This is a genomic window from Trueperella abortisuis (genome assembly GCF_030811095.1).
GTDB classification, from domain to species: Bacteria; Actinomycetota; Actinomycetes; order Actinomycetales; family Actinomycetaceae; genus Trueperella; species Trueperella abortisuis.
The window spans coordinates 1,652,080-1,678,850 of the sequence record NZ_JAUSQL010000001.1; the positions used below are offsets into that span (position 1 = coordinate 1,652,080).

Annotated in this window: 30 protein-coding genes; 27 read left to right on the plus strand and 3 right to left on the minus strand. The window is 62.5% G+C overall.

Annotation, left to right across the window (positions count from 1 at the left end; genetic code table 11):
* Nucleotides 1-49: 49 nt before the first annotated feature.
* The 17 genes from J2S45_RS07450 to J2S45_RS07530 all read left to right on the plus strand — a co-directional run bounded on the left by J2S45_RS07450 (nucleotide 50) and on the right by J2S45_RS07530 (nucleotide 15,880).
* The gene (locus tag J2S45_RS07450) at nucleotides 50-1,996 is read left to right on the plus strand and encodes a DNA polymerase (RefSeq protein ID WP_278787579.1); all 1,947 of its coding nucleotides are present in this window, start codon (nucleotides 50-52) and stop codon (nucleotides 1,994-1,996) included.
* Between the two features lie 155 nt (nucleotides 1,997-2,151).
* Entirely contained in the window at nucleotides 2,152-2,583 is a 432-nt protein-coding gene (locus tag J2S45_RS07455; protein ID WP_296930748.1) for a DUF7768 domain-containing protein, read from the plus strand.
* Complete coding sequence (locus J2S45_RS07460) at nucleotides 2,580-4,844, plus strand: phage/plasmid primase, P4 family (protein WP_278787581.1); 2,265 nt, start codon at nucleotides 2,580-2,582, stop codon at nucleotides 4,842-4,844. Before J2S45_RS07455 ends, J2S45_RS07460 begins: the two co-directional genes overlap by 4 nt.
* 138 nt (nucleotides 4,845-4,982) lie before the next feature.
* Nucleotides 4,983-5,261 (plus strand): VRR-NUC domain-containing protein, encoded by a 279-nt coding sequence (locus J2S45_RS07465; RefSeq protein WP_278787582.1) that lies wholly within the window; start codon nucleotides 4,983-4,985, stop codon nucleotides 5,259-5,261.
* Nucleotides 5,242-6,618 carry a DEAD/DEAH box helicase gene (locus J2S45_RS07470; RefSeq protein WP_307635007.1) on the plus strand — a complete coding sequence of 459 codons (1,377 nt, stop codon included), beginning with the start codon at nucleotides 5,242-5,244 and terminating at the stop codon, nucleotides 6,616-6,618. The genes J2S45_RS07465 and J2S45_RS07470 overlap by 20 nt, the downstream gene beginning before the upstream one ends.
* Nucleotides 6,609-7,070: a hypothetical protein gene (locus tag J2S45_RS07475; protein WP_278787584.1), complete on the plus strand. Its 462-nt coding sequence runs from the start codon at nucleotides 6,609-6,611 to the stop codon at nucleotides 7,068-7,070. Before J2S45_RS07470 ends, J2S45_RS07475 begins: the two co-directional genes overlap by 10 nt.
* A 161-nt stretch (nucleotides 7,071-7,231) precedes the next feature.
* Entirely contained in the window at nucleotides 7,232-7,609 is a 378-nt protein-coding gene (locus J2S45_RS07480; protein WP_278787585.1) for an HNH endonuclease, read from the plus strand.
* 240 nt (nucleotides 7,610-7,849) lie between these two features.
* Nucleotides 7,850-8,416, plus strand: a complete 567-nt coding sequence (locus J2S45_RS07485; RefSeq protein ID WP_278787586.1) for a P27 family phage terminase small subunit — start codon at nucleotides 7,850-7,852, stop codon at nucleotides 8,414-8,416.
* 84 nt (nucleotides 8,417-8,500) lie between these two features.
* Complete coding sequence (gene metK / locus J2S45_RS07490) at nucleotides 8,501-9,685, plus strand: methionine adenosyltransferase (RefSeq protein WP_307635008.1); 1,185 nt, start codon at nucleotides 8,501-8,503, stop codon at nucleotides 9,683-9,685.
* The gene (locus J2S45_RS07495) at nucleotides 9,624-10,895 is read left to right on the plus strand and encodes a site-specific DNA-methyltransferase (protein WP_407702480.1); all 1,272 of its coding nucleotides are present in this window, start codon (nucleotides 9,624-9,626) and stop codon (nucleotides 10,893-10,895) included. The genes metK and J2S45_RS07495 overlap by 62 nt, the downstream gene beginning before the upstream one ends.
* 85 nt (nucleotides 10,896-10,980) lie before the next feature.
* Entirely contained in the window at nucleotides 10,981-11,658 is a 678-nt protein-coding gene (locus tag J2S45_RS07500; protein WP_278787589.1) for a hypothetical protein, read from the plus strand.
* A gap of 8 nt (nucleotides 11,659-11,666) precedes the next feature.
* Complete coding sequence (locus J2S45_RS07505; RefSeq protein WP_296930758.1) at nucleotides 11,667-12,032, plus strand: hypothetical protein; 366 nt, start codon at nucleotides 11,667-11,669, stop codon at nucleotides 12,030-12,032.
* The gene (locus J2S45_RS07510; protein ID WP_278787591.1) at nucleotides 12,029-12,745 is read left to right on the plus strand and encodes a hypothetical protein; all 717 of its coding nucleotides are present in this window, start codon (nucleotides 12,029-12,031) and stop codon (nucleotides 12,743-12,745) included. Before J2S45_RS07505 ends, J2S45_RS07510 begins: the two co-directional genes overlap by 4 nt.
* Before the next feature lie 145 nt (nucleotides 12,746-12,890).
* Nucleotides 12,891-13,193 (plus strand): Nmad4 family putative nucleotide modification protein, encoded by a 303-nt coding sequence (locus tag J2S45_RS07515; RefSeq protein ID WP_278787592.1) that lies wholly within the window; start codon nucleotides 12,891-12,893, stop codon nucleotides 13,191-13,193.
* A 108-nt stretch (nucleotides 13,194-13,301) separates the two neighbouring features.
* Nucleotides 13,302-13,511, plus strand: a complete 210-nt coding sequence (locus J2S45_RS07520; RefSeq protein WP_278787593.1) for a cell division protein — start codon at nucleotides 13,302-13,304, stop codon at nucleotides 13,509-13,511.
* Nucleotides 13,512-13,672: 161 nt separating this feature from the next.
* On the plus strand, nucleotides 13,673-14,215 hold the full coding sequence (locus tag J2S45_RS07525) for a DUF6900 domain-containing protein (RefSeq protein WP_278787594.1): 543 nt from the start codon (nucleotides 13,673-13,675) through the stop codon (nucleotides 14,213-14,215).
* A gap of 69 nt (nucleotides 14,216-14,284) precedes the next feature.
* A complete protein-coding gene (locus J2S45_RS07530; protein ID WP_278787595.1) occupies nucleotides 14,285-15,880 on the plus strand; it encodes a terminase large subunit in 1,596 nt (531 codons plus the stop codon).
* On the opposite strand, the gene J2S45_RS07535 is transcribed toward J2S45_RS07530, so the two are convergent.
* Nucleotides 15,866-16,861: a hypothetical protein gene (locus J2S45_RS07535; RefSeq protein WP_278787596.1), complete on the minus strand. Its 996-nt coding sequence runs from the start codon at nucleotides 16,859-16,861 to the stop codon at nucleotides 15,866-15,868. The two genes, J2S45_RS07530 and J2S45_RS07535, sit on opposite strands and share 15 nt — an antisense overlap.
* A 45-nt stretch (nucleotides 16,862-16,906) precedes the next feature.
* On the opposite strand from J2S45_RS07535, the gene J2S45_RS07540 reads away from it, so the two are divergent.
* Genes J2S45_RS07540 through J2S45_RS07570 form a run of 7 tightly spaced genes read left to right on the plus strand, consistent with a single transcriptional unit; the run spans nucleotide 16,907 to nucleotide 21,794 of the window.
* Nucleotides 16,907-18,208 (plus strand): phage portal protein, encoded by a 1,302-nt coding sequence (locus J2S45_RS07540; RefSeq protein WP_278787597.1) that lies wholly within the window; start codon nucleotides 16,907-16,909, stop codon nucleotides 18,206-18,208.
* Entirely contained in the window at nucleotides 18,205-19,017 is an 813-nt protein-coding gene (locus J2S45_RS07545) for a head maturation protease, ClpP-related (protein ID WP_278787598.1), read from the plus strand. The genes J2S45_RS07540 and J2S45_RS07545 overlap by 4 nt, the downstream gene beginning before the upstream one ends.
* Before the next feature lie 45 nt (nucleotides 19,018-19,062).
* On the plus strand, nucleotides 19,063-20,277 hold the full coding sequence (locus tag J2S45_RS07550; RefSeq protein ID WP_278787633.1) for a phage major capsid protein: 1,215 nt from the start codon (nucleotides 19,063-19,065) through the stop codon (nucleotides 20,275-20,277).
* Nucleotides 20,278-20,312: 35 nt separating this feature from the next.
* The gene (locus J2S45_RS07555) at nucleotides 20,313-20,630 is read left to right on the plus strand and encodes a head-tail connector protein (protein ID WP_278787599.1); all 318 of its coding nucleotides are present in this window, start codon (nucleotides 20,313-20,315) and stop codon (nucleotides 20,628-20,630) included.
* Between the two features lie 47 nt (nucleotides 20,631-20,677).
* Nucleotides 20,678-21,010, plus strand: coding sequence for a head-tail adaptor protein (locus J2S45_RS07560; RefSeq protein WP_423773745.1), 333 nt, complete (start codon nucleotides 20,678-20,680; stop codon nucleotides 21,008-21,010).
* On the plus strand, nucleotides 21,010-21,435 hold the full coding sequence (locus J2S45_RS07565; RefSeq protein ID WP_278787601.1) for an HK97-gp10 family putative phage morphogenesis protein: 426 nt from the start codon (nucleotides 21,010-21,012) through the stop codon (nucleotides 21,433-21,435). The genes J2S45_RS07560 and J2S45_RS07565 overlap by 1 nt, the downstream gene beginning before the upstream one ends.
* A complete protein-coding gene (locus J2S45_RS07570) occupies nucleotides 21,432-21,794 on the plus strand; it encodes a hypothetical protein (RefSeq protein ID WP_278787602.1) in 363 nt (120 codons plus the stop codon). The genes J2S45_RS07565 and J2S45_RS07570 overlap by 4 nt, the downstream gene beginning before the upstream one ends.
* Here the strand turns inward: J2S45_RS07570 and J2S45_RS07575 are convergent.
* On the minus strand, nucleotides 21,791-22,729 hold the full coding sequence (locus J2S45_RS07575; protein WP_278787634.1) for a restriction endonuclease: 939 nt from the start codon (nucleotides 22,727-22,729) through the stop codon (nucleotides 21,791-21,793). The genes J2S45_RS07570 and J2S45_RS07575 overlap by 4 nt on opposite strands.
* A 108-nt stretch (nucleotides 22,730-22,837) precedes the next feature.
* On the opposite strand from J2S45_RS07575, the gene J2S45_RS07580 reads away from it, so the two are divergent.
* Complete coding sequence (locus J2S45_RS07580) at nucleotides 22,838-23,434, plus strand: major tail protein (protein ID WP_278787603.1); 597 nt, start codon at nucleotides 22,838-22,840, stop codon at nucleotides 23,432-23,434.
* 17 nt (nucleotides 23,435-23,451) lie between these two features.
* Complete coding sequence (locus J2S45_RS07585; RefSeq protein ID WP_278787604.1) at nucleotides 23,452-23,856, plus strand: hypothetical protein; 405 nt, start codon at nucleotides 23,452-23,454, stop codon at nucleotides 23,854-23,856.
* A gap of 11 nt (nucleotides 23,857-23,867) precedes the next feature.
* Here J2S45_RS07585 and J2S45_RS07590 read toward each other — a convergent pair whose 3' ends face one another.
* Entirely contained in the window at nucleotides 23,868-23,990 is a 123-nt protein-coding gene (locus J2S45_RS07590) for a hypothetical protein (RefSeq protein ID WP_296930773.1), read from the minus strand.
* Between the two features lie 134 nt (nucleotides 23,991-24,124).
* On the opposite strand from J2S45_RS07590, the gene J2S45_RS07595 reads away from it, so the two are divergent.
* The gene (locus J2S45_RS07595; protein WP_278787605.1) at nucleotides 24,125-26,770 is read left to right on the plus strand and encodes a phage tail protein; all 2,646 of its coding nucleotides are present in this window, start codon (nucleotides 24,125-24,127) and stop codon (nucleotides 26,768-26,770) included.
* Nucleotide 26,771: the final 1 nt, after the last annotated feature.

The following is a 26,771-nucleotide window of genomic DNA, read 5'->3' on the forward strand; positions in this document are numbered from 1 at the left end:
CACTCCGCCACACCCTTGAACACGACCACCAACAATGGAAGCGACCGCGATGAAGCACCTGTCATTGGACCTCGAAACATTTTCACCAACTGACCTGACGAAGGCTGGCGTGTACCGCTACGCCGAAGACCCCGCCTTCGAGATCCTCCTGTTCGGATACTCCATCGACGGCGCTCCCGCACGGGTCATCGACCTAGCCAGTGGCGAGCAGATACCTGCAGAGATCTTGGTGGCTCTCACGGATGCGGGGGTGGTGAAGTCAGCGTTCAACGCTGCTTTTGAGCGGCTCTGTCTCTCAGCGTTCCTACGCCGCCACCACCCGCGCCTGCTCGAGAATGGGTTTTTGGATCCTTCGCAGTGGCGGTGCACCATGGTCTGGGCCGCCTCACTCGGCTTGCCGATGAGCTTGGACGGCGTAGCCAAAGCACTCCACCTGGAGACACAGAAAGACAGCGCGGGCAAACGCCTCATCAAACGCTTCTCCATCCCCACTAAGGACGGCGGCAGAGTACTGCCGTCACAAGACCCTGTGGCGTGGATGGAGTTCATCTCCTACAACCAGGCCGACGTGGACGTCGAGGTCGCCCTCGGGAAACGCCTCGCCAAGCACCCCATGCCCGAAGCCGAGTGGGCAACCTACGCACTCGATCAGCGCATCAACGACACCGGAGTCCGCATCGACACCGTGCTCGCCGCCAATGCTGTCACCGCAGACACCACCCACCGAGACACATGCTTGGCCCGCGCCCAGCAGCTCACCGGCCTGGAGAACCCCAACTCTCCGTTGCAGCTCAAGGAATGGCTGGCCGACCGCGGCTGCCAACTCGAGACGCTCACCAAGGCGGAAGTCGAACAAGCCCTCACCACCGCCACCGGGGATGTCGCTGAGGTGCTCAGGCTCCGCCAAGACCTGGCCAAATCCTCCGTCCGCAAGTACCAGGCCATGCTCAGCGTCGCCGGGGGCGATGAGCGTGCCCGGGGGCTGATCCAGTACATGGGCGCGGGACGCACAGGCAGGTTCGCAGGCCGCCTCATCCAAGTCCACAACCTGCCCCGCAACCACATGAAAGACCTCCCCACCGCAAGGAAGCTCCTGCGTGATGGTGACAGCCAAACCCTGGAACTGCTCTACGACCCACTACCAGACACCCTGTCCCAGCTCATCCGCACAGCCTTCATCCCCAGCCAAGGCTGTCGCTTCATCGTCGCTGACTTCAGCGCCATCGAAGCCAGAGTCATCGCATGGCTCGCTGGCGAAACATGGCGGCTGGACCTGTTCAGGCGGGGTGGGGATATTTACTGTCAGTCCGCCACCCACATGTTCGGCGTACCCGTCGCCAAGCACGGCCCCAACGCGGAGTTACGCCAGAAAGGCAAGATCGCCGAACTCGCCTGCGGCTTCGGAGGCTCCGTTGGGGCGCTCACTGCCATGGGCGCACTCAACATGGGGCTGGCCGAAGATGACCTGCCTGGCCTAGTGGATGCCTGGCGGCAAGCAAACCCGGCCATCGTCTCCCTGTGGTGGGACATTGAAGCGGCTGCCATGCAGACCATCACCACCCGCAGGGCTGCTCGGGTGGGCAGGATCCGCATGCGCTACGCATCCGGCTGCCTCTTTATCCGCCTGCCTTCTGGCCGCGAGCTCGCATACCCCAGGGCAAGGATCGGGCAGAACAAGTTCGGCCGCGACTCCATCATCTTCGATGGTGTCGACCAGAGCAGGCGGTGGGGAGCGGTCGAGACCTACGGCGGCAAACTCACAGAGAACATCGTCCAGGCCACCGCCAGGGACCTGCTGGTTCATGCCATGCACACCATCGACGCCGCAGGCCACCAGATCGTCATGCACATTCACGACGAGGCCGTCATCGACGAACCAGCGGGTGGTGCCAGCGTGGACGAGATCGTGGCCCTGATGACTAAGGCTCCCGTCTGGGCTGACGGTCTGCCCCTGAATGCTGACGGCTGCGAGTGCGACTTCTACATGAAGGATTAGGCGGGCTGAAACGTCTTCTGGCTGGCCCGTCCGGTTTTGCCTGCTGCCACGCCTACAGGTAGATGGGCACGGTCCGCTGCGTCGGCATTCGCCGCCACCGTGAACATCGGGAAGAGCGATACGCCATGGAGTGGATTAAGCGTCAGGGGGGCTTTATGAGCTCGCCGACTCTACGCATTGAACGCCTGAACCCCTCAGGCTGCCCGGACCCGACAGCTTTCGAGGTCCTCAAACACGACCAGCGCACCAGGTTCGGCTACAGGCCCCTTGTCTACGTGTGCTCGCCCTTCGCTGGGGACACGCGAGCCAATGTTGCTCTCGCACGCCGCTTCAGTGCGGCGCTAGTTGAGCGCGGATGTATTCCGGTTGCCCCGCACCTGTTGTTTCCGCAGTTCATGGATGACTCAGACTCAGATGCGCGCGAGTTGGCGATGTTTATGGGCCGGATCGTGATGAGTAAGTGTGAACAGGTGTGGATCTACGCGCCGCAAGTCAGCGCGGGCATGCGTGAAGAAGCCCGCTGGGCCCGCCACCTGGACCTACCGATCACCTTCGTTAACCACGACTTTGAGGAGATCCACCCATGAGTGTCTTCACCTTGTTTACCGCTCACGCTGCCGGATGCCAGACAAACACTATCTACCCGTACAAGGCTCCGATTACGAGCGCCGCGGACTTGGAGGCGGCAGCACGAACGGATCACGTGGCCGCCGAGTACCTGGCTAACCAGCGCTCCAGCCATGGCTTCGTCAGCTCTGACTGCCTGGTGATGGACATCGACAACGATCACACGGAGGATCCCGCCGACTGGGTGACCCCGCAGGATCTGGCAGGCCAACTCGCGGACGTGGAGTTCATGACCGCTACCAGCCGCAATCACAATCTGCCCAAGGGCGTGAAGGCTGCCCGGCCGCGCTTCCACGTCTACTTCCCAATCCAACAGGTCACGGATCCTGCCGCCTACGCGGGGCTGAAGAAGTCCCTGGCCGACCAGTTCACCTTCTTTGACCCCGGGGCTGTGGATGCAGCCCGCTTCCTCTACGGGCACCCCACACCACAGGTCGAGACCTTCACCGGCACCATGACCATCGACCAGTGGCTGACCACTCAGGCGGAAGTGGATGCGTTCGCAGCGTTCGATGCCGCCACCATGACCATCGGTGAAGGTAGCCGGAACGCGACCCTGTCACGCTTCGCCGGCCGTGTGCTCATCCGCTACGGGAATGGTGACCAGGCCCGGGCCCTGTTCGACCGCAAAGCAGCACTGTGTGACCCGCCGCTGCCGCAGGCGGAAGTAGAGGCAATCTGGAGATCAGCAACCAAGTTCGCGAGCAAAGTTGCCGCGGACCCGTCCTATATCAGTCCCGCCGCGTATCAGGCGCTGACCAGTCTCAAACCTGACGATTACACCGATGTCGGGCAGGCCGAAGCCATGGCCACCGAGTATGCAGACAAGATCCGCTATTCCATGGCCACCCACTGGCTGGTCTATGACGGCGGAGTGTGGGTAGAAAACGACCTTCTCGCACAAGCAGTCGCCCAAGAACTCACCACCCGCCAGCTTGAAGAAGCACAGGCACTGCTCGAGCAAGCCAGCACGCTCATGGCCGACACTGGCGCGACCCAAGCGATCGCCTCAGCGAGCTCGAAAGCAAAAGGGATCGCGTCCTTGTCCCAGGCCCAGCAAGCGGCCTACCAGCAGCTCGAGGACGCGACCGCGTATTACAAATTCGTGCTCGGCCGGCGGCGATCTGCCAATATCGCGGCCACTCTCAAAGAAGCCCAGCCCCTGTTGGAAGTGCGAGCCAGCGAACTGGACTCAAACCCCTACCTGCTATGCACACCCCAGGCGACCTTCGACCTGCGTGAAGGCATGGGATCTGCGCGAGACAACACACCAGCCGATCTCATTACTTTGCAGACCGCGATCAGCCCGAGTGATGCGGGGCGTGACCTGTGGGAGCAGGCGCTGGCAGTCACCTTCCAGGGCGATAACGAGTTGATCGGGTATGTGCAGCGGGTGTGTGGTCTGGCCGCGATCGGCAAAGTCATGCTCGAAGCCCTCATCATCGCCTACGGAGACGGACGCAACGGCAAATCCACCTTCTGGAACACCATCGCCCGGGTGCTCGGCACCTACTCCGGGTCCATCAGCGCCGACACCCTCACCATCGGGGTGCGCCGAAACGTCAAACCCGAACTAGCCGAAGCCCGCGGCAAACGCCTGTTGATTGCGGCCGAAACCGAGGAGGGCGTGCGCCTGTCCACCTCCAACGTCAAACAACTCGCCTCCACCGACAAGATCGCCGCAGAGAAAAAGTTCAAAGACCCCTTCTCTTTCACCCCATCCCACTCGCTCGTGCTCTACACCAACCATCTGCCCAGGGTGGGAGCAATGGACGCGGGCATCTGGCGCAGGCTCATCGTCATCCCGTTTAATGCGACCATCACCGGGGCAGCCGACGTGAAGAACTACGCCGACCACCTGTTCACCCACGCAGGCGGCGCAATCCTGGCCTGGATCATGGAAGGCGCACGCCTCATCCACGCCGAGAACTACCACCTTGATCCGCCGACCTGCGTACTTGAGGCGTCGATGGCCTACCGGGAAGAAAACGACTGGTTCAGCCACTTCCTTGCCGACCAATGCGTCATCGAAAACGGCAGCGAGGTCAAAGCCGGCGAGCTCTACCAGGCTTACCGGGCCTGGGCGCTGTCCACATCCGGATGGGCGCGCCCCATGGTCGACTTCAACGCCGCGTGTGAGACCGCCGGCTTCCAACGCAAGAAAACCCGAGCCGCGATCAAAGTGTTCGGGCTGCGCCTGAAAGACGAGTTCGAGGACTAAATACGGGCCAAGTGTGCAGAGGGGTGCAGACCGATTACCTATTAATCGCATGTGGAAAAAATGCATGTTAGATCAATATGTAAAAGGTTAGGTTTGCACCTGCACCCCTCTGCACATGGCCACTCAATGGAGGAAGCCATGAACGAGAAAACCCTTGAAAACAGGCTGAAAAAGGCCGTTGAGGCTGCCGGGGGCCTGTGCTGGAAACTCACCTGCCCCGGAACCGCCGGAGTACCAGACCGCATCTGCCTGATGGGCGGCCGGGTCGTGTTCGTGGAGGTCAAAGCCCCAGGAGCCCACCCCAGAGCCATCCAACGCCTGCGAATGCGCCAGCTCCAAGCACAAGGCTTCACCTGCCTCGTCGTTGATTGCCCAGAAGGCATTGAGGGGGTGCTTGATGCGCTACACGCCGCATAACTACCAGTGCCAAGCCGAGCAGTTCATCCTCACCCACCCGCAGGCTGCGATCTTCCTCGGGATGGGGCTCGGGAAAACCGTCATCACCCTCAGTGCCATCTGGCAGCTGGTGATGGACTCCTTCCAGGCCCGCCGAGTCCTGGTGATCGCACCCCTCAGGGTTGCGCGCGACACCTGGACAGCAGAGGCCGCCAAGTGGGACCACCTGGACGGCCTCACCCTCGCCGTCGCGGTAGGAAGCCGCCAGCAGCGCCTGGACGCCTTGGCTGCGGGTGCGATGGTGACGGTGATCAACCGGGAAAACATCCCCTGGCTCGTACGCACCCTGGGCAGCCAATGGCCGTTCGACATGGTGGTGATCGATGAGCTCTCCTCGTTTAAGAACCATAAGGCCGCCCGCTTCAAGGCCCTGGCCTCGGTGCGCAAACACATCACCCGCATCGTTGGCCTCACCGGCACACCCGCAGCCAACGGGCTCGAGGACTTGTGGGCGCAGTTCCGACTCCTCGATGGCGGCGACCGGCTCGGCAGGTACATCACCCACTACCGCTCCCGGTGGTTTGAGCCGGACAAGCGCAACGCCACCCAGATCTTCTCCTACAAACCCAAGCCTGGTGCTGAAGAGGAAATCTATGCGGCGATCGGCGACGTGACCCTGTCCATGCAAACCACCGACCACCTCCAACTCCCACCACTCACGGTCACTACCCAGGAAGTCACCCCCGGCCCCAAGGAACGCAGCCTGTACGAGCAGCTGGTGGCCGAGATGGTGATCAGCTTGGACGGTCAAACCGTGGACGCCAGTAATGCGGCAGCCCTTTCGGGCAAACTCCTGCAACTGGCCTCCGGCGCGGTTTACGCGGAGGGGCGCGAGGCGGTGGTGGTGCATGAGCGCAAACTCGACGCCCTCGAAGACCTCATCGAAGCCGCAAACGGCCAACCCGTGCTGGTCGCCTACTGGTTCCGCCACGACCTGGAGCGCATCGCTGCCCGTTTCCCAACCGCCAGGGAACTGAAGACCAGCCAGGACTTTGAAGCGTGGAACAGGGGCGAGATTCCGCTGGGACTGATCCATCCGGCCTCCGCTGGCCATGGCCTCAACCTGCAGGCCGGCGGTCATGTGTTGGTGTGGTTTTCGCTGACCTGGTCACTTGAGCTGTACCAGCAGACCAACGCCCGCCTGTACCGGCAAGGCCAAACCGAGCCCGTCACCATCATCCACCTCGCCGCCAAGGGCACCCTCGACCAAGCAGTCCTGACTGCTTTAGCTACCAAAGACACCACTCAGACCCGCCTGATCCAGGCGGTCGCAGCACAACTGACCCCCACCAGTGAAGGAGACGAAACATGCATGTGATGACCAAGTACATCGACACCTACAAAGCAGCAATCGCCGCGCTCGAGGACTACGGTGCGATGCAGCAGATCATCGACACCACTGACCAGAACATCAAAGACACCTACAACGCCCTCACCAACGTCTCCTCGGCCCGGTTGGATGGGATGCCGCACGCACCCAACCCCCGTGCTGGCGAGGACAGGATCGCCGCGACCCTGGACAAGGTCGATGCTTACCGTGCCCGGTATGCGCAGGCGCGCGAATACATGGACTGGTTCCTGCCCGCCTGGGCTGCGCTGTCTGAGGACGACCGGTGGGTACTCGACACCTTCTTCCTCGCCGCCGACAATGTCAGCCAGGAAGACCGTGTCACTGCGATCGCTGACAAGTTCTACGTCGAACGCCCCACCGCCTACCGCAAGAAAAACCGCGCTGTCACCCGCCTAGCAACCGCGCTGTACGGCTACTAGGACAGGAGCTGGTGAGCGCGAGCGTTGGCGAGTGTACGAAACGCGAGATGACTTTCCGCTATCCGCCCCTTACGGTGGTAGCAGTCGAGATTTAGGTACAGCCCCCAGCATCCCCGGTGGTGCGTGGGGGCTTTGCCATGCCAAAGGAAGGAACAAGTGCCGTGCCGCGCAAGCCCGCCCGCCCGTGCTCCCACCCTGGATGCCCCGAGCTCACCCACACACGCTTCTGTGACCAGCACGCCAGCCAAGAGGCGCGCCGGTACCGGCGCTATCAGCGTGACCCTGAGATCAACCGCCGCTACGGACACGCCTGGCAGAAGATCCGCGACCGCTACATCGCAGCCCACCCCTTGTGCGAAGACTGCCTGGAAGCCGGACGCACGACTCCTGCGGCTGAGGTGCATCACGTGCTCCCGCTGGGACACGGCGGCACCCACGACGCCAGCAACCTGCGGGCATTGTGCAAGCCGTGCCACTCCCGCCAGTCCGCCGTGGATGGTGACCGGTGGAGGCACGGCCCCAGGGTCTACACCTACTGACATGAGGCCACGTCAGCCCCACTGTGGGCCTGGAATCCCAGAACCCAAGCGTGGGCATTTTCAGCGAGTTCGCCCCACACGCGGCCAGCCAGGCCCCCTAGGGGGCGTGAAATCTCTAGCCCATGGGCTGCTCCTGAGCGGGCCGGGGGTCTTGCGCGCAAAGACGTCGAATCAAACGCCCGATTGACCCCCTGCCCCCATTTCCGGGGCCTCGAGACCTGCCGGAAGGAGGCGTGAAGCGTGGCGAAGGACGGCACCAACCGCGGCGGACGCAGGGTCCGTGCCGGCGCGAAGCCGGAACCGTTGCGTGACAAGCTGGCCGCAGGAAAGCCCGCCACCCGCTTGGCTGAGCCGGAGGTGTTCGAGGGGCCCGATCTGCCGGCCACCGACATCGGCGAGGGCGCGCTGCTTGATGGTGAGGCGATGCCGGAGCCGTCGGAGTACCTGTCGGCCGCCCAGCGCGACGGCAGTGATCTTCTGGCGGCGGATTTGTTTCGGGAGACGTGGGCGTGGCTGGATGCGCGCGGTGTCGCCCAGTTCGTCTCACCCCGCCTGATTGAGGCCTACGCGCAGGCGTTCGCCCGCTACATCCAGTGTGAGAACGCGATCTCGAAGTTTGGTCTGCTGGGCAAGCATCCCACCACCGGGGCGGCGATCGCATCCCCGTTTGTGGCGATGAGCCAGTCGTTTAGCAAGCAGGCGAATGTGTATTGGTACGAGATTTACGAGATCGTGCGCGCCACATCGACCCGCGACTATTCGGGGGCCACGCCTGCTGACCAGTTGATGGAGCGCCTGCTCGACTGACCCCGGCCCCCGCCTGTTGTGCCCTGCCCGCTGCCGTTGTTGGTGGCGGGCAGGCGTGTATGTACACCCGAGATTGGAGTAGCGATGACTGTTCGAACCTGTGAGTCCACTTGTATCGGGCACCCTGACAAGCTGTGTGATCTGATTGCCGACACGATCCTGGACGACCTCCTCTTTGAGGACCCCTCGGCTCGTTGTGCGGTGGAGGTGATGGCGACCAAGGGCCGGATCATCGTCGCCGGGGAAATCACCTCCAACGCCAAGGTATCCATCCGGGCCGCCGTGCGACGGGCCTTGACTTGTGCTGGTTATTCGCCGATTGGCTGGCGCATTAGCGTGCATGTGCATCGCCAGAGTCCGGATATCGCGGCTGGCGTGGATGCTTCCCTGGAAGCCCGAGCGGGTGGTGAGGGCGCGTTCGTGCTCACCGGCGCGGGTGATCAGGGCACGGTCTACGGGTACGCCACCGATGAGACTCCCGAGTACCTGCCGCTGCCGCTGGTGGTCGCCCATGAGATCTGCAAGCGCCTCGACACCGCCCGCACTGACGGGACCATCACCGGTATTGGTTCGGACGGCAAGTCTCAGGTGTCCCTGCGCTACGAGGGAGAAAAGGCTGTTGGTGTTGCGGCTGTGGTGGTCTCGATCCAGCACACCCGCGACACTGACCCGGAGGATCTGGCCCGTCAGGTGCGCTCGATGATTATTGAGCCTGCGCTTCAGGCCCATGGTCTGGGCAGCGACGAGAACACGCTCATCTTGGTTAATCCTGCTGGCCCATTCACCCTGGGTGGCCCCGCGGCAGACACGGGGCTGACCGGCCGCAAGCTCGCGGTTGACACCTACGGCGGTCTCGCACCCCATGGTGGCGGGGCGTTCTCGGGTAAGGATGCGACGAAGGTGGACCGGTCGGGTGCCTACATGGCGCGTCTGATCGCGGAGATCATCGTGCATGCGCGCCTGGCGGGTGAGGTGACGGTCGCGATCACTTATGCGATCGGTAAGGCCGACCCGATCGCGTTCACCATCGACACCCACGCAACCGGCCGCGTCCCCGATGAGGTGCTGACCGATGCGGCGCGGGCGGTGTTTGATCTGCGGCCGGCGGCGATCATCGACCTGCTCCACCTGCGCCGGATCGGGTATGCCGAGCACGCCACCTACGGGCACTTCACCCGCTCATCCCGGTGGAACAAATTCCCCATCTATGTCTCTCAGTTGCGTGAGGAGGTTCAGGCTCGTGCGCATCGAAACACGCCCCATCAGTGAACTGACCCCGGCCGAGTACAACCCCCGCAAGGAACTCAAGCCGGGCGATGGGGAGTATGAGAAGCTCAAGCGCTCTTTGCAGGAGTTTGGGTATGTCGAACCCGTCATCGTCAACGAGACCACCGGCCGCATCGTGGGAGGACACCAACGACTCACCGTACTGGCGGACCTGGGTTATGAGAGCGTGGACGCGGTCATCGTCGAGCTGGACGAGACGCGGGAGAAGGCCCTCAACATCGCGCTGAACAAGATCAGCGGCTCCTGGGATGAAGCCAAGCTCGCACTGGTCATCGCTGACCTTGACGCAGCGGACTTTGACGCCGAGCTCACCGGCTTCGACGAGGCCGAGATTCAAGCCATGATCGGCTCCCTCGACGATAGCCAGGTCATCGATGACGGGTTCGACCTGGACGCAGCCCTGCAGCAGGCAGCATTCGTGAAGCCAGGTGACATCTGGCAGGTCGGCCGCCACCGCCTCGCGTGCGCTGACGCCACCAGCAGCGAGGCCGTGCAAGCACTCATGGATGGCAAGAGCGCGAACCTGCTGCTGACTGACCCGCCTTACAACGTCGACTTCAAATCCGCCTCTGGCCTGTCGATCAAGAACGACAAAATGGACCAGAACTCTTTCTATGAGTTCCTGCTGGCCGCGTTCACCGCCGCCAGGGAGGTGATGGCTCCGGGAGCGAGCGCGTATGTGTTCCATGCGGACACCGAAGGCCTGAACTTCCGCAAGGCTTTTATCGATGCGGGGTTCAAGCTGTCGGGTTGCTGCATCTGGGTCAAAGACTCACTGGTTCTTGGCCGCTCCCCGTACCAGTGGCAGCACGAGCCGTGCTTGTTTGGGTGGAAGACGGGCGGGAAGCACGCTTGGTATGCGGACCGTAAGCAGACCACGGTGTGGCAGTTCGCTAAGCCCAAGCGCAACAAGAACCACCCCACCTCCAAACCCGTGGACTTGCTGGCCTACCCGATCGGAAACTCCACCCAGGCCAACGGAGTTGTGCTGGACACCTTCGCCGGATCTGGCTCCACGCTCATCGCGTGCGAGGACACGAACCGGGTCGCCTACTGCATGGAGCTGGACCCGAAGTACGCCAGCGTGATTTTGCGCCGCTACGTCGAACACACCGGCGACGCAGCCGGCGTGCGCTGTGAGCGCGGCACCTACCTCGACCTCGCAATAGAAGTCGAGGAAGCGTTGAAATAGTGGGGTTTACGGGTTGCTATCTGGGCGGTTTAGAGCGTGTATATACACGCCCCCTTACACCCACCGGATTCAAGGAGAAACCCTGATGGCGACCTTCCAACTCACCCTCCCCGCCGGCACCAGCCGCAAGCACGCCGCCCACCTGATCGCCGCCACCACCGGCCGACCCGCAAAGTACATGCGGACCCCGTCGATGGCCTACCAGATCGGCGAGCTCACCCTCACCCGCCACAGTGAACTCCTCACCTCAGGCGGAATCAGTGACGCGGTCTGGATGGCGCTGCTGGAAGCAGGTATCAAGGTCGAGCAGACCGGCTTCGACCCCGACACGGTGCATTGGACTGTGATCAGGGTGCCGCTGCCGGGGTGGGGTGAGCGGGAAAAGCACAACCTGGTCGCGATGCTGGCCGCATACGGCCCCCTCATCGGCCGGGCCCTGCGGCTGGGGATTGACGCAGACGTCCAGTTCACCACGAACAAGGACGGGGCGTGCGTGGCGGAGTTCGTGTGGTTCGACCAGCCCGCCCCAGACGCCGACTTCGACGCCGCTACCGCCCTCACGCGCCGCATGGTCGAGAAAGCCGCCACAGCCCGCACCGTGAGGGCCACCCCGCCCCAGTGCGAGAACGACAGGTATGCGATGCGAACCTGGCTGACCCGGCTCGGTTTCAACGGCCCCGAGCATGCCGCCACCCGTCATGCCTTGACCCACCGGCTGGAGGGCAACGGGGCCTGGCGCAACCCACCCACAAAACGAGACTGAGGAGGTTTGTGATGGGGTTTCCGCCGAGGTTGCCTGACTGGGAGGTCTACGCCGGAGACGACGCGACACTCACCCTCGAATACAAAACCGACGACACCCCACTCGACTTGTCTGCGTGGGGTAACTGGCGAGCCACCTGGCGCCCGACCCTGCCTGGCGGGAGCGTTGACGAGACCGCCCAGCCCGTCGCCCTCACCGTAGATGCCAGCAAAGCCAAGCAGGGTCTGGTGGCCGTGACCATCCCCGCGGGCCTGTCGGCGGTGGACGGTGGCAAGGTGCGTGAGGGGGCCTGGGACCTGCAAGCCACCAACGCCGGCGGTGTGCGGACCTGGGCGCGGGGCATAGTGCGGTGGATGGGAGACATCACCCGATGAACAACAACGTGACAATCACCGTCCACAACCAGCCGCCCGTCACTCTCACCCCGCCGGCCCCCAGTGAGCTCACGATCTACACCGCCCCCGCAGGACGAGACGGCAAAGACGGGCGTGATGGGAAGGACGGGGCCCCAGGTAAGGACGGGGCTCCGGGCAGGGATGCTGACCCTGCAGTGCTGGAAGCGCTGGCGGCTGATATTGGGGCTGTGGCCGCGGGCGTGTTCGGTAACCCTGCCGCCAGGCAGGGCGTATACGCGCACATCCAGTTGGATCACGACGAGACTTTCTATGCTGCTGGGGCTAGTACGCGCTTGTCCTACCATTTCGGGATTCATTCGTGGAAGGCGATTCTGGACCCGACGGGCGGGTGGACCGAAACAGTCCAGGGTGATCAGCCGATCAAGTACTGGCGTGTGCCCGTGTCGGGGATTTACATGATCTCGGTGACGATGGTCCACGAAGCCCAGTTCTTACTCCACCGTGTGCGCACAGCCATGGGCGATACAGGAACGGTAGCCACCAACTTCTTCTACGCCGACGCAAGCCGCGTGGACCAGTTCACCTCATTCACCCGTGTTGTGTCCCTCAAAGAGGGTGACAGGCTGGACTGGGCCTACAGGGTCAATCAAGGTGACGCCGCCAGACTGATCGCAGAAAAGTCAGGTATCCGCTCCCAGGCCACGATCGTGCTGCTGGCACCCACCCCATAAGCCAAAGAGGGCGGGGGTGATTCTAGAGATGGTGATCTCTAGAAAACGTTGCAATACCAGGCAAAACCGGCTGGATAAGTGTGCGGGGCTATGGCTGTATATACACAAGCAAACAACCCCGAACGACCAGCAAGGGAGCCCAAGAATGAGCAACGCCACCCGCCGCGAGATGGAAACCACCCGCACCGAAAAGGACCTGAAGAAGACGGTGAAGGTGCGCGGGAACATGATGCCCCTTGGCGAGTGGATCATCGCCACCCGCTGGGCCTGGAACTACGACCGAAACGAAATGGGCTACCAGGCTTTCCTCTACCGCTACGCCACCGACGAGCGCGGCCCGCAGGCCCCGATCCGCATGGAAGTCACTTCGGCTGACGACTTCGAGGACTTCCACACCCAGGCCGAAGCCGGGGCCTGGGCGATGGGCATGATCCTCGCCCACGACTGACACCCCAAGCCTCAGGGGGCACGCAGAAACAAGTCCGGCCCCCTGGGGAACACCACCCAACACCACCCCGGCCTCGAGGCTGGGCCCGTCTTAGAGAGGCGAGAAACGATGAGTGAGTTGCACCTGGAACTGACCGAACTGGCTGAGGCCGGTGTGGACTTGTGGGAGACCAGCCAGGCCTTGGCTGCGGCCCAGAAACTCGGATACCCGTTAGCCGAAGCGGCGATCCTGGCTGACCCTTACGGCTACCTCGACTTCATCGAACACTGGTTCACACCCGAGACTGACGAGCTCGACAGCGTGCTGGTGGGGGCCTGAACGGCTGCGTCACAAGGCAGGCTTCAACCCCGCACTTCTAGAGATGATGATCTCTAGAAAACGTTGCAATACCAGGCGAAACTGGCTGGATAAGTGTGCGCGGCTATGGCTGTATATACACGCAAGGCAAACACAGCCACACACGCGAAAAGGAGCCAACAATGAGCAACAAGAACACCAGCCGCGAGATGACGACCGCGGCCCTGCGCCCCCAACTCGAGCAGCTCGTCAAGGACGCCGGTTACGAGCACATCCCCACCCTGCTTACCCGCGGCAACGACGGCTTCGACTTCCACGACATCAGCGCCGCCGGATTGCGCCACCTCCTCCAGGCCGCTTACGCCGCCGGCCTCGAGGCCGCCAAGCAGGGCGTCACCACCCTCACCGAGGTTGAGGGTGAGGAGTACGTCGAGGCTGACTACCTGCCCCTGGACGAGGCCCCCGAAACCCTCACCGATGAGAGCGACGCGCACCGGGTTGGTACTCACGGGCGGTCCAACACCTGGCTGCCCCTCGGAGGCGGCCGGTACGCCTTGGTGTACACCACCTGGATCAACGCCACCGGCTGGGTGAAAATCCCCGCCACCTACAAGGCCAACGGCAGCGGCTTCGAGCGCACCGCCTGGCAGCCGAAGGGTTTCGACTACAACCACATGCGCGAGGAAGCGAACGCCGAGGCACTTGCCTGGGCCCTGGCCAACTAACTAAGCACGCGAGCCCCGGGAACCCAGACGGTCCCGGGGCGCGCTCGTCCCACACGAAGGGAGCCAGCCATGAACGACGCGTATGAGCCGACCGGGTTCATGGCTGAAGGCTCCCACTACGACAAGGCCAAGGCCGACAAAGCCGTCGCGTTCATCCAAGCCCTCAAGCACACCAAGGGCCGCTGGGCCGGCAAACCCTTCACCCTGCTGCCCTGGCAGGAGGCCATCGTCAGGGACTTGTTCGGCACCGTCAAAGATGACGGCTACCGGCAATTCACCACCGCCTACGTCGAAATCCCCAAGAAACAGGGCAAGTCCGAACTGGCCGCCGCCATCGCCCTGCTGCTGACCTGCGCTGATGGTGAGGAGCGGGCTGAGGTGTACGGGTGTGCGGCGGACCGCCAACAAGCCTCCATTGTCTTCGAGGTCGCGGCCGATATGGTGCGCCTGTGCCCACCGCTGGCCCGTAGGGTGAAGATCCTGGCCTCCCAGAAGCGCCTGATTTACAAGCCCACGAACAGCTTCTACCAAGTGCTCTCTGCTGAGGCGTATTCCAAGCACGGCTTCAACGTCTCCGGGGTCATTTTCGACGAGCTGCACACGCAGCCCAACCGGGCCCTGTTCGACGTGATGACCAAAGGCTCGGGTGATGCGCGCACGCAGCCTCTGTATTTTTTGATCACCACCGCCGGTACCGACACCCACAGCGTGTGTTTCGAGCAGCACCAGAAGGCCAAAGACCTGCTGGCTGGCAAGAAGGTGGACCCCACGTTCTATCCGGTGGTCTACGGGGCTGAGCCCGACGACGACTGGCTTGACGAAGAGGTGTGGCGTAAGGCCAATCCGAGCCTGGGGGTGACGGTGCCGATCGACAAAGTGCGCGCCGCCGCCCACAGCGCACGCATCAACCCCGCCGAGGAGAACAGCTTCCGCCAGCTACGCCTGAACCAGTGGGTCAAGCAATCCATCCGATGGATGCCCATGCACATCTGGAACCAGAACAATGCTCCCGTTGATCTGGCTGACCTCGAGGGCCGGGAGTGCTACGGAGGCCTGGACCTGGCATCCACGACGGACATCACGGCGTTCGTGCTCGTGTTTCCGCCCGACGAGAGCGTGGATGCGTACCGGGTGGTGCCGTGGTTCTGGATCCCCGAAGAAGGATTGAGCGCGCGCGTGGCCCGTGACCGTGTGCCTTATGACCTGTGGGCCAAGAGAGGCCTCATCCAGGTCACCGACGGCAACGTCGTCCACTACGGAGCGATCGAGGCCACCATCGAGGAACTCGGTGAGAGGTTCAATATCCGCCAGATCGCCTTCGACCGGTGGGGCGCGACCCAAATGAGCCAGAACCTTGAGGACGCCGGCTTCACCGTCGTCCCCTTCGGCCAGGGATTCAAAGACATGAGCCCGCCCAGTAAGGAGTTCATGAAGCTAGCGCTGGAAGGCCGGTTGCATCACGGCGGGCATGAGGTGCTGGCCTGGATGGTCGACAATATCCACATCCGGCAAGACCCGGCCGGCAACATCAAACCCGACAAGCAAAAGTCCACGGAGAAGATCGACGGGGTCGTCGCCACCATCATGGCCCTCGACCGAGCCATCCGAAACGGCGGACAACACACCGAATCCGTCTACGACTCGCGTGGTCTACTTGTTCTCTAGTGCGGCGTACCAGGTGGTGAACAGTTCCCTGGCGTTGGCCGCTAGGGTGTCGAATTCGGTCACTGGTTTGTGTGTCACACGCACGCCGAGCGCCCAGTCCACGTATCCCTGGGCGAGCCACGGCTGGTCCGTGAGGTAGAGGTTGGTGAGTTCTTTGCGGCGTTTGCCGTAGGGGCGTTTGGAGGTTCCTGGCCTGTTGGTCTTGATCTCGAAACGGGATGGGTCTCCAGCGAGCACATCGGTGTAGAGGATGCAGGCGTTGGTCACCCAGGCCGGCACGATCCCACTTGCGGGGTCTGGGTAGTAAGCGTCTGTCTCGTACACGCGGGTGCCGACGTAGTACTCGAAATGAACATCATCGAAGTTCTCTGGCATTCCACGGCCACACACCTGGATCTGGCCAACGAGCTGGTCACCGGATGGGCTAATCGGGCTTTCGATCGTGATGCCCGGCATCGCGCTACCGCCACGGTCGGTATATAACTTCCAGCCTGGGCCGAAATCCATGTGCTCGAGTTTGCTCTTCAAGAAACGTTCCACATGGACCTTCTGCGCAGGCAGGGTATAGATGTCCTCGAGCCTGACGCGAGATTCTGGGATGACGGCCAGCAGGTCTTGCCAGGTGATGACGGCATCCAGCATTGCGTCAAACACTGAGGCGTCTTCCACGTCCAGCACGAGGGCGACCAGGTAGTCCGAGGCTTCCTGTTCTTTGTCGATTTGCTCGCGCGACATGAAGTGATCCAGTTTCGCTTCAATCGCCACCGCAACCTCCGTGCCGTCACAGGCGAAGCGGCACATGATGTCCACACGAGCGTCTTTCTCGCACTCAACCGCCACCAGGCGGCCAAGGCGAGCGCCAATGCGGTCCTCAAGTAGCTGCGTAACTGGCTCGGGACAGTGGCGGACTTCAGCGGCCATCGCCCGCGTGAGCTGAGGCTCAGAGGTATAGATCCGGCTGACGATTCGCGCATCACTCATGCGTTTGATTCTTCCATCTCCCATCACCTCATAAGGAGGAAAGTCGTGGGAATCTTTAACTGGCTGAGGCCCCACACCAGCACTGACCACACGATCGGTTCGTCCTACTCGTTCCTGTTCGGCCCCACTAGCAGTGGCCGTGCGGTGACGGAGCGCTCCGCCATGCAGATGACCGCGGTCTACTCCTGCGTGCGGATTCTGGCTGAGGCGATCGGCGGACTACCGCTGCACGTGTACCGCACTCGGGCGGATGGTGGGAAAGAAAAAGCCCTGGACCATCCTCTCTACCGGCTGCTGCACGATGAGCCCAACCCGGAAATGACCTCCTTCGTGTTCCGGGAAACCCTCATGACCCACCTGCTGCTGTGGGGCAACGCTTACGCCCAGGTCATCCGCAACGGCCGCGGCGAGGTCATTGGCCTGTATCCGCTGATGCCCAACCGCATGAGCGTGGGCCGCGACAGCGCAGGCCGCTTGTATTACGAGTATCAGCGCACCACCGACGAACCACCCCACGCCCAATACGAGCGAGTGGTCCTGTCACCGGCTGAGGTGCTGCACATCCCAGGCCTCGGCTTTGACGGGCTGGTGGGCTACAGCCCGATTGCGATGGCCAAGAACGCGATCGGCATGGCACAGGCCTGCGAAGACTACGGTGCCTCCTTCTTCGCCAACGGTGCCGCCCCCGGCGGCGTCCTCGAACACCCCGGGGTCATCAAAGATCCGGCCCGCGTGCGTGAGTCGTGGACGGCGACGTTTGGTGGGGCCAGGAACGGCAACAAGATCGCTGTGCTCGAGGAAGGCATGAAGTACACGCCGATCAGCGTGTCGCCTGAGCAGGCCCAGTTTTTGCAGACCCGTAAGTTCCAGATGGGTGAGATCGCCCGGATCTTCCGCATCCCACCCCACATGATCGGCGACCTCGACAAGTCCTCGTTCAGCAATATCGAGCAGCAGAGCCTCGAGTTCGTGAAATACACGCTTGACCCGTGGGTGATCCGCTGGGAGCAGGCGATCACCAAGACCCTGCTCGATGAGCGGGAGAAACCCGGCGTGTTCGTGAAGTTCAACTTGGAGGGACTGCTGCGCGGGGACTACGCCTCGCGCACACAGGGGTATGCGGTCGCCCGCCAGAACGGGTGGATGAGCGCCAACGACATCCGCGAACTCGAAAACCTCGACCGCATCAGCCCGCAGGACGGCGGCGACCTGTACCTGGTCAACGGCAACATGCTGCCACTGTCGATGGCGGGCGCATACGCCACCGCGCAAACCAGCCCGGAAGAGCAAGAACCCGGCCAGGAGAAGCCCATGCCACAGCAAACATTCCATGGAGGTAGGACATGACCAGACGCTTTTGGAACTGGGAGACCCCACCCGACCCCAGTACTGGTTCTTCGCCCGGCGAGCTGCCTGCTCGTCGGGTTTTGCGTATCGGAGGGGTGATCGCTGAGGACTCGTGGTTCGACGACGATGTCACTCCAGGCATCTTCCGCTCCGAGCTCGAAGCAGGGGCGGGGCCGGTGGATGTGTGGATTAACTCCCCGGGCGGTGACTGTATTGCCGCCGCCCAGATCTACACGATGCTCATGGACTACCCGCACCCGGTGCGCGTCATCATCGACGGGCTGGCAGCCTCTGCCGCCTCGGTGATCGCCATGGCCGGCTCTGAGGTACTCATGAGTCCGCCGGCGATGATGATGATCCACAACCCCGCCACTCTCGCGAACGGGGATGCGGACGAGCTGGCCCGGGCGATCGACATGCTGGGGGCGGTCAAGGACTCGATCATCACGGCCTACGAGATCAAGACCTCCATGCAGCGCGCCCGCATCGGACGGCTTATGGATGACGAGACCTGGATGGACGCAAGGGCCGCTATCAACCTCGGCTTCGCAGACGCCATCTACAACCCCACCGGCACACCACTACCCGCCGCCCCAACTGAGGACGGTAGCGAGGGTGGGGGTGTGGTGTTCAGCGCCATCGCCAGTGAGCGGAGCCTGGTGAACAAGCTCACCAGCCACACCACCAGCCCCGCCACACCCACCGTTGCCCGGCCGGTTCGTGTGCCTGCGCCGGGAGCGAGCCTCACCCAACCCACCGGCCGCAAGGTCGCTGACCTGTACGCGGCCCTTGCTGACCGACCCCACTAACCACCAACCCTGAACCGCTTCTGGAAGGAGCACCCAATCATGAGCATGACTTTGACTGACCTGTACGCCAAGCGCACTACCACCTGGGAGAAGGCCAAGGCCTTCCTTGACGAGCGCCGCGACGCTGACACCGGCTGCCTCAGCGCCCAGGATGATGAGGCCTATGCGCGCATGGAGGCTGAGATTGATGCCTATACCCGCGAGATTGAACGCACCCAGCGGGCCGAAAACCTCGAGGCCACCCTCGCCAGGGCCCAGCGCCAGCCCCTCACCCTGGCCCCCGGAATGAACACCACGGATGAGACCCCCGGCAAGGTGGGTACGGCGTCGGGTGAGTATCGGCGTGCGTTCTGGGACGCGATGCGCCTGAACCATTCGCCCGCCGAAGTCCGCAACGCCCTGAGTGTTGGCACGGACAGCGAGGGTGGTTACCTGGTGCCGGACGAGTTCGAGCACACCCTGGTAGACACTCTGGCGGATCAGAACATCATGCGCTCCCTGGCCAAGGTCATCACCACCACTAGTGGGGACCGCAAGATCCCGGTGGTTGCTACCCACGGCACTGCTGCCTGGCTGGATGAAGGCAAGCCCTATACCGAGTCTGATGACACTTTCAGCCAGGTAAGCCTGTCGGCGTTCAAGCTCGGCACCTTCCTCAAGATCAGTGAGGAGCTGCTGAATGACTCCGCGTTTGACGTGGAGGCCTACCTGGCGTCTGAGTTCGCGCGCCGTATCGGTGCCGCTGAGGAGGAAGCCTTCATTAACGGTGACGGGTCCGGCAAGCCCACCGGGCTGTTCAATGCCGCTGGTGGTGCGCCCACCGTTGTCACCACCGGCAAGCCGACTGACATCGGTGCTGATGAGCTGATCGATCTGCACTATGGGTTGCGGGCTCCGTACCGGAAGAACGCGGTGTGGTTGATGAACGACTCCACCGTCAAGACAGTCAGGAAGCTCAAGGACACCGCTGGCCAGTACCTGTGGCAGCCCGCCCTGACCGCTGGCGCGCCGGACACAATCCTGGGCCGCCCCGTCCACACCTCCACCTTCGCACCCGAGGTCAAAGCAGGTTCCCGCACGGTCGCGTTCGGTGACCTGTCCTACTACTGGGTGGCGGACCGTCAGGGCCGTTCCTTTAAGCGGCTCAACGAGCTATTCGCGACCACCGGGCAGGTCGGGTTCCTGGCCTCCCAACGCGTAGACGGCAAGCTCATCGTTCCCGAAGCGGTCGCGGTCCTAGCCCAGAAGGCCAGCAACTAACCCATGCAGGCACCCACGCGTAGGAGGTGGCAGCAATGAACACCAACAACCTGGTCGAGTTAGTCAAAGCGAATCTGCAAATCACCTTTAGCGAGGATGATGAGTTGATCGCTCACCTGGTCGAGGCCGCCACCTCCTACGCCACCCGCTACCAACACCACCCCGACAGCTTCTACGAGCACTCACTCATGAGCCAGGCCACCAAGCATGCGGTGGTCATGCTCGCCACCCACCTGTACGAATCCAGGGACGGTGCCACCGCAGGGTTCTGGGCAGACAAAACCGACGCCGCCCGGGCTGCCTGGGAAGCAATCAACCGGCTGCTCGTTTTGGACCGGGAATGGAAAATCTAACAACATCACCACCCAGACCAAGGGGCAAGAAGCAGAGGTGAGGCGGGATGGGTTTAGGACAGATGAGAACGTTCATCGACCTCATCCGGCCAGTGCATTCCCGGGATGCTGCTGGCTTCGAGATCACCACCGACCATGTGGTGGCGAGCGTGCGGGCTGCGGTCGAACACCAACACGCCACGGCTGCGTGGGTGAACCGGGCCGCCTACACCAAAGCCACCACCATCTTCCGCATCCGCGCGATTCCTGGTGTGGGGGTGGATGAGTCTATGGTGATCGCCGCACCCGACGGGAGATGGGTCATCGACACCATCGAACAGGTGGGCCGGTATCTGGAGATTGGTGCTCACCAGCACACCCCAGAAGGAGGGCAGCCCTGATGGCACGCGCGTCGGTGAAATTCCCCTCCGCGATCCTCGACGAACTCGATCAGCTTGGTGGCCGTTTGGATGATCATGCCGAGGCAGCATTGAAGGCCGGGGCGGCAGTGGTCGAGCCCGTCATGCGCACCAACCTCGCAGCATCAATCCGCGGCGAGAACGGCACCGGCCAGCTGCTCGGGGCCCTCGGTATCACGACCGTGAAGACGGATCGGAGAGGAAACCACAACATCAAGGTCGGTTTCGACGAACCCCGCCGCGACGGCACCATCAACGCCAAGATTGCCGCCATCCTTGAATACGGGTCCTCCCGTCAGCCCGCACGCCCGTTCCTTGCCACCACCCGCCGGGCTACTCGCGCCAGGGCGGTTGAGGCAATGAAAGCCGTGCTCACCACCCGCATGGGTAAGGGAGGTGGCCCGTGAGTGCTCCGTTGAGTCAACCATTGCTGGAAGTTGTCACTGGCGTGTGTGAGGCCTTGGCCATCCCGGTCAGGGTCTCTCTCTTTACCCCCACACCACTGCCGGACACGTTCGCCGTCACAACCCCACTCGGGGACGACCTGGGGCTGTGGGCGGACGGGGCACCCGGCGTCGAAATCGAACAAGCCCGCCTATCCCTGTACACGACGGGCAACTACCTACCCCTACGCGACACCGTTACCTCGGCGCTGCTCGCTGCTGGGGTCACGATCACCGGCCGCACCTACGTGGGATTCGAGGACGAGACCGGCTACCACCACTACGCCATCGACACCGCCGCCCACCGGGTATGGGGCGGCTAGTCCTCGGCGTTGAAGAAGTCTTCGTCGATGGAGTAGAGCGTGACCTCCCTGTGCTTTTCTACTGCGACACCGTAGGTGAGCATGAGGTTGGTCAGTTTGACGCCATCGATGAGCACAATGGTTCCGTGCGGGTACTTCTCTGCAATTGAGAGCGCGGCCGGTTGGAACTTGGAGGTCGTGATGAACACGCCAAGGCTCGCACCATGCGAATCCAGAGCTCCCATGAAGTCACGCACTTCAGGTGTTCCCACGGTGTTGGAATCGGCGTATCGCTTGGCTTGAATGTAGACGTTGGTCAATCCCAGTGGGTCTTGGCGGATGATGCCATCGATTCCGTTGTCTCCGGACTTACCTACGCGCTGCTTCGCGCCGTGCGTGCCGCCATATCCCATGGCCCATAACAGTTCGACCACCGCGTTCTCGAAGAACTCAGGGCTTTCCTCTTGCAAGCGATGCCGCAAGCGGGTCTCGACTTCTGCGTTGAACTCACGAGCCAGTTCGTCGATTGCCTCGACAGGGTCGGATGCCCCATCAGTGTCAAGATCATCGCCGTTTGAAGCAGACGACCCTGAAGCAGCGTTCTTACGTTCAGCAACCTCTTGTTGGTAAGCAACCCAGGCCGGCCACTCAAGCAAGTCCTTCTGGGTGTACGAGGTCAAACCGCGCGCATCTACCGCCAGTCCATCATCGGTGATTTGGTAAACGCCTCGCTTGGGCTTAGACACAAGGCCCGCAGCGGAGAACGAGGAGCACGCCCAATTGATCCGGTTGACATAGCGCAGTCCACCGGAGGGTAGTTCTTGGGCGCGAGCCTGCTCATCAAGTCCAGCCAAGTCGGCAGCGCGCTCGCACAGTTCCCTGAAAGCAAGCGGCTTGCCGTCTGCCAGCGCACGCAGCACCAACGGACGGAACTCATCAGCAGAAGGGACTTGCATAACCACAACAAACTCCTACCCGTCATAGGCGCGCAGTCCTTGCGTGCCTGACTCCCATCACCAAATTTACAGGCAGACATCACCCCTGACACGGAAGGATCACCCACCATGGCCACTATTGGGCTCGACAGCCTCTACTACGCCACCATCACCGAGAACGATGACGGTGAAGAAACCTACGCCACCCCCGAGCGGCTGGCGAAAGCGATCAGTGCGGAACTGTCCGTCGAAGTCGCCGAAGCCATCCTCTACGCGGACGACGGTCCTGCCGAAGTCGTTAAAGAATTCCAGTCCGGCACCCTCACCCTGGGAGTAGACGACCTCACCCCAACGGTCGCCGCGGCCCTGGTGGGCGCGGTAGTGGACAAGAACAAAGTGCTCGTCTCCGCTTCCGAAGACGGTGGCGCTCCGGTCGCTATCGGGTTCCGAGCCCGTAAGGCTGACGGCACCTACCGGTACTTCTGGCTCTACAAGGTCCGCTTCGCCATCCCTGCCGCGTCCTTGAACACCAAGGGCGACAGTATTGAGTTCGCGACCCCGTCTATCGAGGGCACGATCCTGCGCCGCACCAAGCCCGATGCTTCCGGTAAGCACCCGTGGAAGGCCGAAGCCACCGAAGGTGACGCCACCAAGAACATCACCGATGGCTGGTTCAAGAACGTCTATGAGCCCGCCTACGCCACCACCACCGTCACCGCCAGCTAAACCGGAAGGAACCAGTCATGGCTAAAACCAGTAAGAAAACCCCGGCCAGTGTGCTGCCAGACGGGGCAGGCCATTCATCGTTTATCCGTCTGGGTGGGCAGGATTTCGAGCTCATCCTCACCACCCGCGCCACCAGGGAAATCGCCTCCCGCTACGGGGGCCTGGAACAACTCGGCGAGAAACTCGAGAACGAGGCGGATCTGGGTGAGCAGATCGGTGAAATCGCATGGCTGATCGCGCTACTGGCCAACCAGTCCGTGTTGATCCACAACCTCACCCACCCCCAGGACGTGAAGCCTGAGGTGACTGCGGAGATGGTTGAGTTACTCACCGTGCCTGGTGAGCTGGCGGGCTATCGGGAGGCGATCACCGCTGCTCTGGCTGCTGGGACGGGGCGTGAGGTCGCCTCCCCAAAAGCCTAACCACCAGCCCGTCAGCGAACTGGGGTGAGAACCTCACCCGCCTGGCCTACCTGGCCCACCGCTACCTGCACCTGGACCGGTGGGAGGTCGCGCTCATGCCGCTCGGCGTGCTGCTCGACCTCATCGAGTGCCACTGGCAACACACCCAACCCGGCCGCAACAGCGCTGAGCCGAGCATCGACGACATCATCCCGCCAGGCATCTAAGCCCCACGCTCACTCACGGGTCTGGGGCTTAGTCCTGTGCTTTACCCTCAAAGGAGGCCAGGGTGGCTGATTCATCGTTTGGTTTGAAGATTGGCTTGGAGGGCGAGCGGGAGTTTAAGAAGGCGATCACGGATATCAACCGTGAGATGCGGGTGCTGGGGTCTGAGATGAAGGTGGTGGCTTCCCAGTTCGGGAAGAACGCTGCTGACGCGGACGCTCTCACGGCCCGCAACGAGGTGTTGGGCAAGCAGATCGAAACCCAGAAGGGCAAGATCGAGGCGCTGAAGGCCGCCCTCCAAAACGCCAGTAGTTCGTTTGGTGAGGCTGATAGTCGTACCCAGAACTGGCAGATCCAGCTCAACAACGCCACCGCGACCCTGAACGAGCTCGAGGGGGAACTGGGCCAGAACACCTCCAAAATCGAGCAGCTCACCAATGCTGCGGGCAATAGCGAGGGTGAGTTCAAGGACGCCGCCACTGGCGCAGACAAACTCAGTGGCGAGGTGGATGATCTCGGCCGGGAAATGGATGACACATCCGGGAAGACTCGTGTCTTTGGTGATGTCCTGAAAGCCAACCTGGCTGCCGAGGCCATTATCGGCGGGGTTAAGGCCATCGGGTCCGCGATCGCTGGTATCGGCCGCGGCTTCGCATCCGCGATGAAAGACGGGGTGGCCTACAACGCGGAGATGGAGCAGTACACCACGAGCTTCACCACGATGCTGGGTGACCAGGCTAAAGCCCAACAGCTCGTCAATGATCTGAAGGTGACGGCGGCTAAGACCCCGTTCGGTATGGGAGACCTGGCGAAAAACACGCAGACGCTCATGGCGTTTGGCATCAGCGCGGACGAAGCGAAACTGCGTCTGGGCCAGCTTGGTGACATCTCCCAGGGTGATGCCCAAAAACTTGAGTCATTGACGCTGGCGTTCGCACAGGTTTCCTCTGCGGGGAAACTCTCCGGCCAGGATCTGCTGCAGATGATCAATGCCGGGTTTAACCCGTTGCAGGAGATGAGTAAGAAGACCGGCAAGAGCGTCGGCGAGCTCAAAGAGGAGATGGAGAAGGGCGCGATCAGCGCCGACATGGTCGCTGAGGCGTTCGCGTCCGCGACTGCTGAGGGTGGCCAGTTCTACGGGGCGATGGAAGCCCAGTCCAAAACCTTCTCCGGACAAATGAGCACTCTCGAGGACGGCATTAACGGCCTCAAGGGCTCTCTCGCAGGGGGCCTGACGGGCATGCTGGCATCCACGGTTCTACCCATGGTTAATGGCTGGGTTGACACGCTGACCACCGCCTTCGAACAAGGCGGGGTTGATGGGTTGCTGGGTGCGTTGGATGGGATCCTCACCCAGGCCCTGGATTTCCTCTCCGCCCAGCTCCCAGTCGTACTGGACGTGGCCTTGAAGGCGATCATGGCGCTAGTCGAAGCCCTCGTGAACAGCGCACCACAACTAGCCACGGCGGCGGTGCAGATTCTGCAAACCCTCGCCACCGCGATCCTCACCGCCCTGCCACTACTGGTAGACGCCGCGCTACAAATCATCGGGACCTTGGCTGCCGGTATTGGTCAGGCTCTGCCCACGTTGATTCCGGCGATCGTGGCGGCGTTGGTTGCGATCGTCCAAGCAATCATCGACAATCTCCCGCTCATCCTGGACGGGGCGCTGCAGCTGGTGTTGGGTTTGGCGCAGGGGTTGATTGCGGCGATCCCGGTGTTGATCGAGGCTTTGCCGGCGCTGATTCAAGCGATCATCGACTTCGTGATCGGGGCGATCCCGATGATCATCGACGCCGGCATCCAGCTCCTCACTGCTTTGGTGACGGCGTTGCCGACGATCATTGAGGCGATTGTGGCGGCCCTGCCGCAGATCATCACCTCCATCATCACAGCGATCCTGGGGGCCATTCCGCTGCTGATCGACGCAGGCATCAAACTGCTCACCGCCCTGATCGGGGCACTGCCGCAAATCATCCAAACCCTCGTGGCGGCCATGCCCACGATCATTGCAGCGGTCATCGGCGCGATCCTGGCGGCTGTACCGCAGTTGATCCAGGCCGGCATCCGGTTGCTTACCGCGCTTGTTGGGGCGTTGCCGCAGATCATCTCCACGATTGTCTCGGCGGTGCCCCAGATCCTCGGCTCGCTCATAAGTGGCTTGGCGCAGGGGTATGGGCAGATGCTGGACGTGGGTATGAACCTGGTGCGCGGCCTATGGTCGGGCATCCAGCAGCTCGCGGGATGGCTGTGGAACAAAGTCTCTAGCTGGGTGAGCAGCATCTGGGACGGGATCACCAGTTTCTTCGGGATCCATTCACCCTCACGGCAGATGGCCTGGGTCGGCGACATGCTCACACGCGGTCTCGCACAAGGAATCGATGCCACCGGAGCCCGTGCCGTGAACGCCGCCGAAGACATGGCAGCAGACGTCAGTGACACCCTCGGCAGCCTGACGTCCGGGGTACGCATCCCAGTCTCTATGGGCCCGTCCATGCCGAACCATGTAGGCGCACCCGGCTCCATGGGGGCCGGTAGCACGGTTATGGATGCGGAGGCTGTGGCGACAGCGGCGGCCAAGAGCGTGCTGGAGAAGCTGGACGTGAATGTGCGCCTGTCAGACGGGACGCTGGTCGGCAAACTCACCCCACTCATCGACCGCCAGTTGGCGGCCCGGGGCCGTACCAGCGCACTGCTCACACCCACCTAAA

What these genes read in the sequence shown, in the direction of transcription:
- J2S45_RS07495 (WP_407702480.1), top strand. Translation starts at nt 9,624, where the DNA reads ATGTCTCTCAGTTGCGTGAGGAGGTTCAGGCTCGTGCGCATCGAAACA.
- J2S45_RS07535 (WP_278787596.1), bottom strand. Translation starts at nt 16,861, where the DNA reads ATGAGTGATGCGCGAATCGTCAGCCGGATCTATACCTCTGAGCCTCAG.
- J2S45_RS07520 (WP_278787593.1), top strand. Translation starts at nt 13,302, where the DNA reads ATGAGTGAGTTGCACCTGGAACTGACCGAACTGGCTGAGGCCGGTGTG.
- J2S45_RS07525 (WP_278787594.1), top strand. Translation starts at nt 13,673, where the DNA reads ATGAGCAACAAGAACACCAGCCGCGAGATGACGACCGCGGCCCTGCGC.
- J2S45_RS07450 (WP_278787579.1), top strand. Translation starts at nt 50, where the DNA reads ATGAAGCACCTGTCATTGGACCTCGAAACATTTTCACCAACTGACCTG.
- J2S45_RS07575 (WP_278787634.1), bottom strand. Translation starts at nt 22,729, where the DNA reads ATGCAAGTCCCTTCTGCTGATGAGTTCCGTCCGTTGGTGCTGCGTGCG.
- J2S45_RS07555 (WP_278787599.1), top strand. Translation starts at nt 20,313, where the DNA reads ATGAACACCAACAACCTGGTCGAGTTAGTCAAAGCGAATCTGCAAATC.
- J2S45_RS07515 (WP_278787592.1), top strand. Translation starts at nt 12,891, where the DNA reads ATGAGCAACGCCACCCGCCGCGAGATGGAAACCACCCGCACCGAAAAG.
- J2S45_RS07510 (WP_278787591.1), top strand. Translation starts at nt 12,029, where the DNA reads ATGAACAACAACGTGACAATCACCGTCCACAACCAGCCGCCCGTCACT.
- J2S45_RS07550 (WP_278787633.1), top strand. Translation starts at nt 19,063, where the DNA reads ATGACTTTGACTGACCTGTACGCCAAGCGCACTACCACCTGGGAGAAG.
- J2S45_RS07565 (WP_278787601.1), top strand. Translation starts at nt 21,010, where the DNA reads ATGGCACGCGCGTCGGTGAAATTCCCCTCCGCGATCCTCGACGAACTC.
- J2S45_RS07500 (WP_278787589.1), top strand. Translation starts at nt 10,981, where the DNA reads ATGGCGACCTTCCAACTCACCCTCCCCGCCGGCACCAGCCGCAAGCAC.
- J2S45_RS07465 (WP_278787582.1), top strand. Translation starts at nt 4,983, where the DNA reads ATGAACGAGAAAACCCTTGAAAACAGGCTGAAAAAGGCCGTTGAGGCT.
- J2S45_RS07455 (WP_296930748.1), top strand. Translation starts at nt 2,152, where the DNA reads ATGAGCTCGCCGACTCTACGCATTGAACGCCTGAACCCCTCAGGCTGC.
- J2S45_RS07545 (WP_278787598.1), top strand. Translation starts at nt 18,205, where the DNA reads ATGACCAGACGCTTTTGGAACTGGGAGACCCCACCCGACCCCAGTACT.
- J2S45_RS07530 (WP_278787595.1), top strand. Translation starts at nt 14,285, where the DNA reads ATGAACGACGCGTATGAGCCGACCGGGTTCATGGCTGAAGGCTCCCAC.
- J2S45_RS07470 (WP_307635007.1), top strand. Translation starts at nt 5,242, where the DNA reads ATGCGCTACACGCCGCATAACTACCAGTGCCAAGCCGAGCAGTTCATC.
- metK (WP_307635008.1), top strand. Translation starts at nt 8,501, where the DNA reads ATGACTGTTCGAACCTGTGAGTCCACTTGTATCGGGCACCCTGACAAG.
- J2S45_RS07460 (WP_278787581.1), top strand. Translation starts at nt 2,580, where the DNA reads ATGAGTGTCTTCACCTTGTTTACCGCTCACGCTGCCGGATGCCAGACA.
- J2S45_RS07560 (WP_423773745.1), top strand. Translation starts at nt 20,678, where the DNA reads ATGGGTTTAGGACAGATGAGAACGTTCATCGACCTCATCCGGCCAGTG.
- J2S45_RS07475 (WP_278787584.1), top strand. Translation starts at nt 6,609, where the DNA reads ATGCATGTGATGACCAAGTACATCGACACCTACAAAGCAGCAATCGCC.
- J2S45_RS07585 (WP_278787604.1), top strand. Translation starts at nt 23,452, where the DNA reads ATGGCTAAAACCAGTAAGAAAACCCCGGCCAGTGTGCTGCCAGACGGG.
- J2S45_RS07580 (WP_278787603.1), top strand. Translation starts at nt 22,838, where the DNA reads ATGGCCACTATTGGGCTCGACAGCCTCTACTACGCCACCATCACCGAG.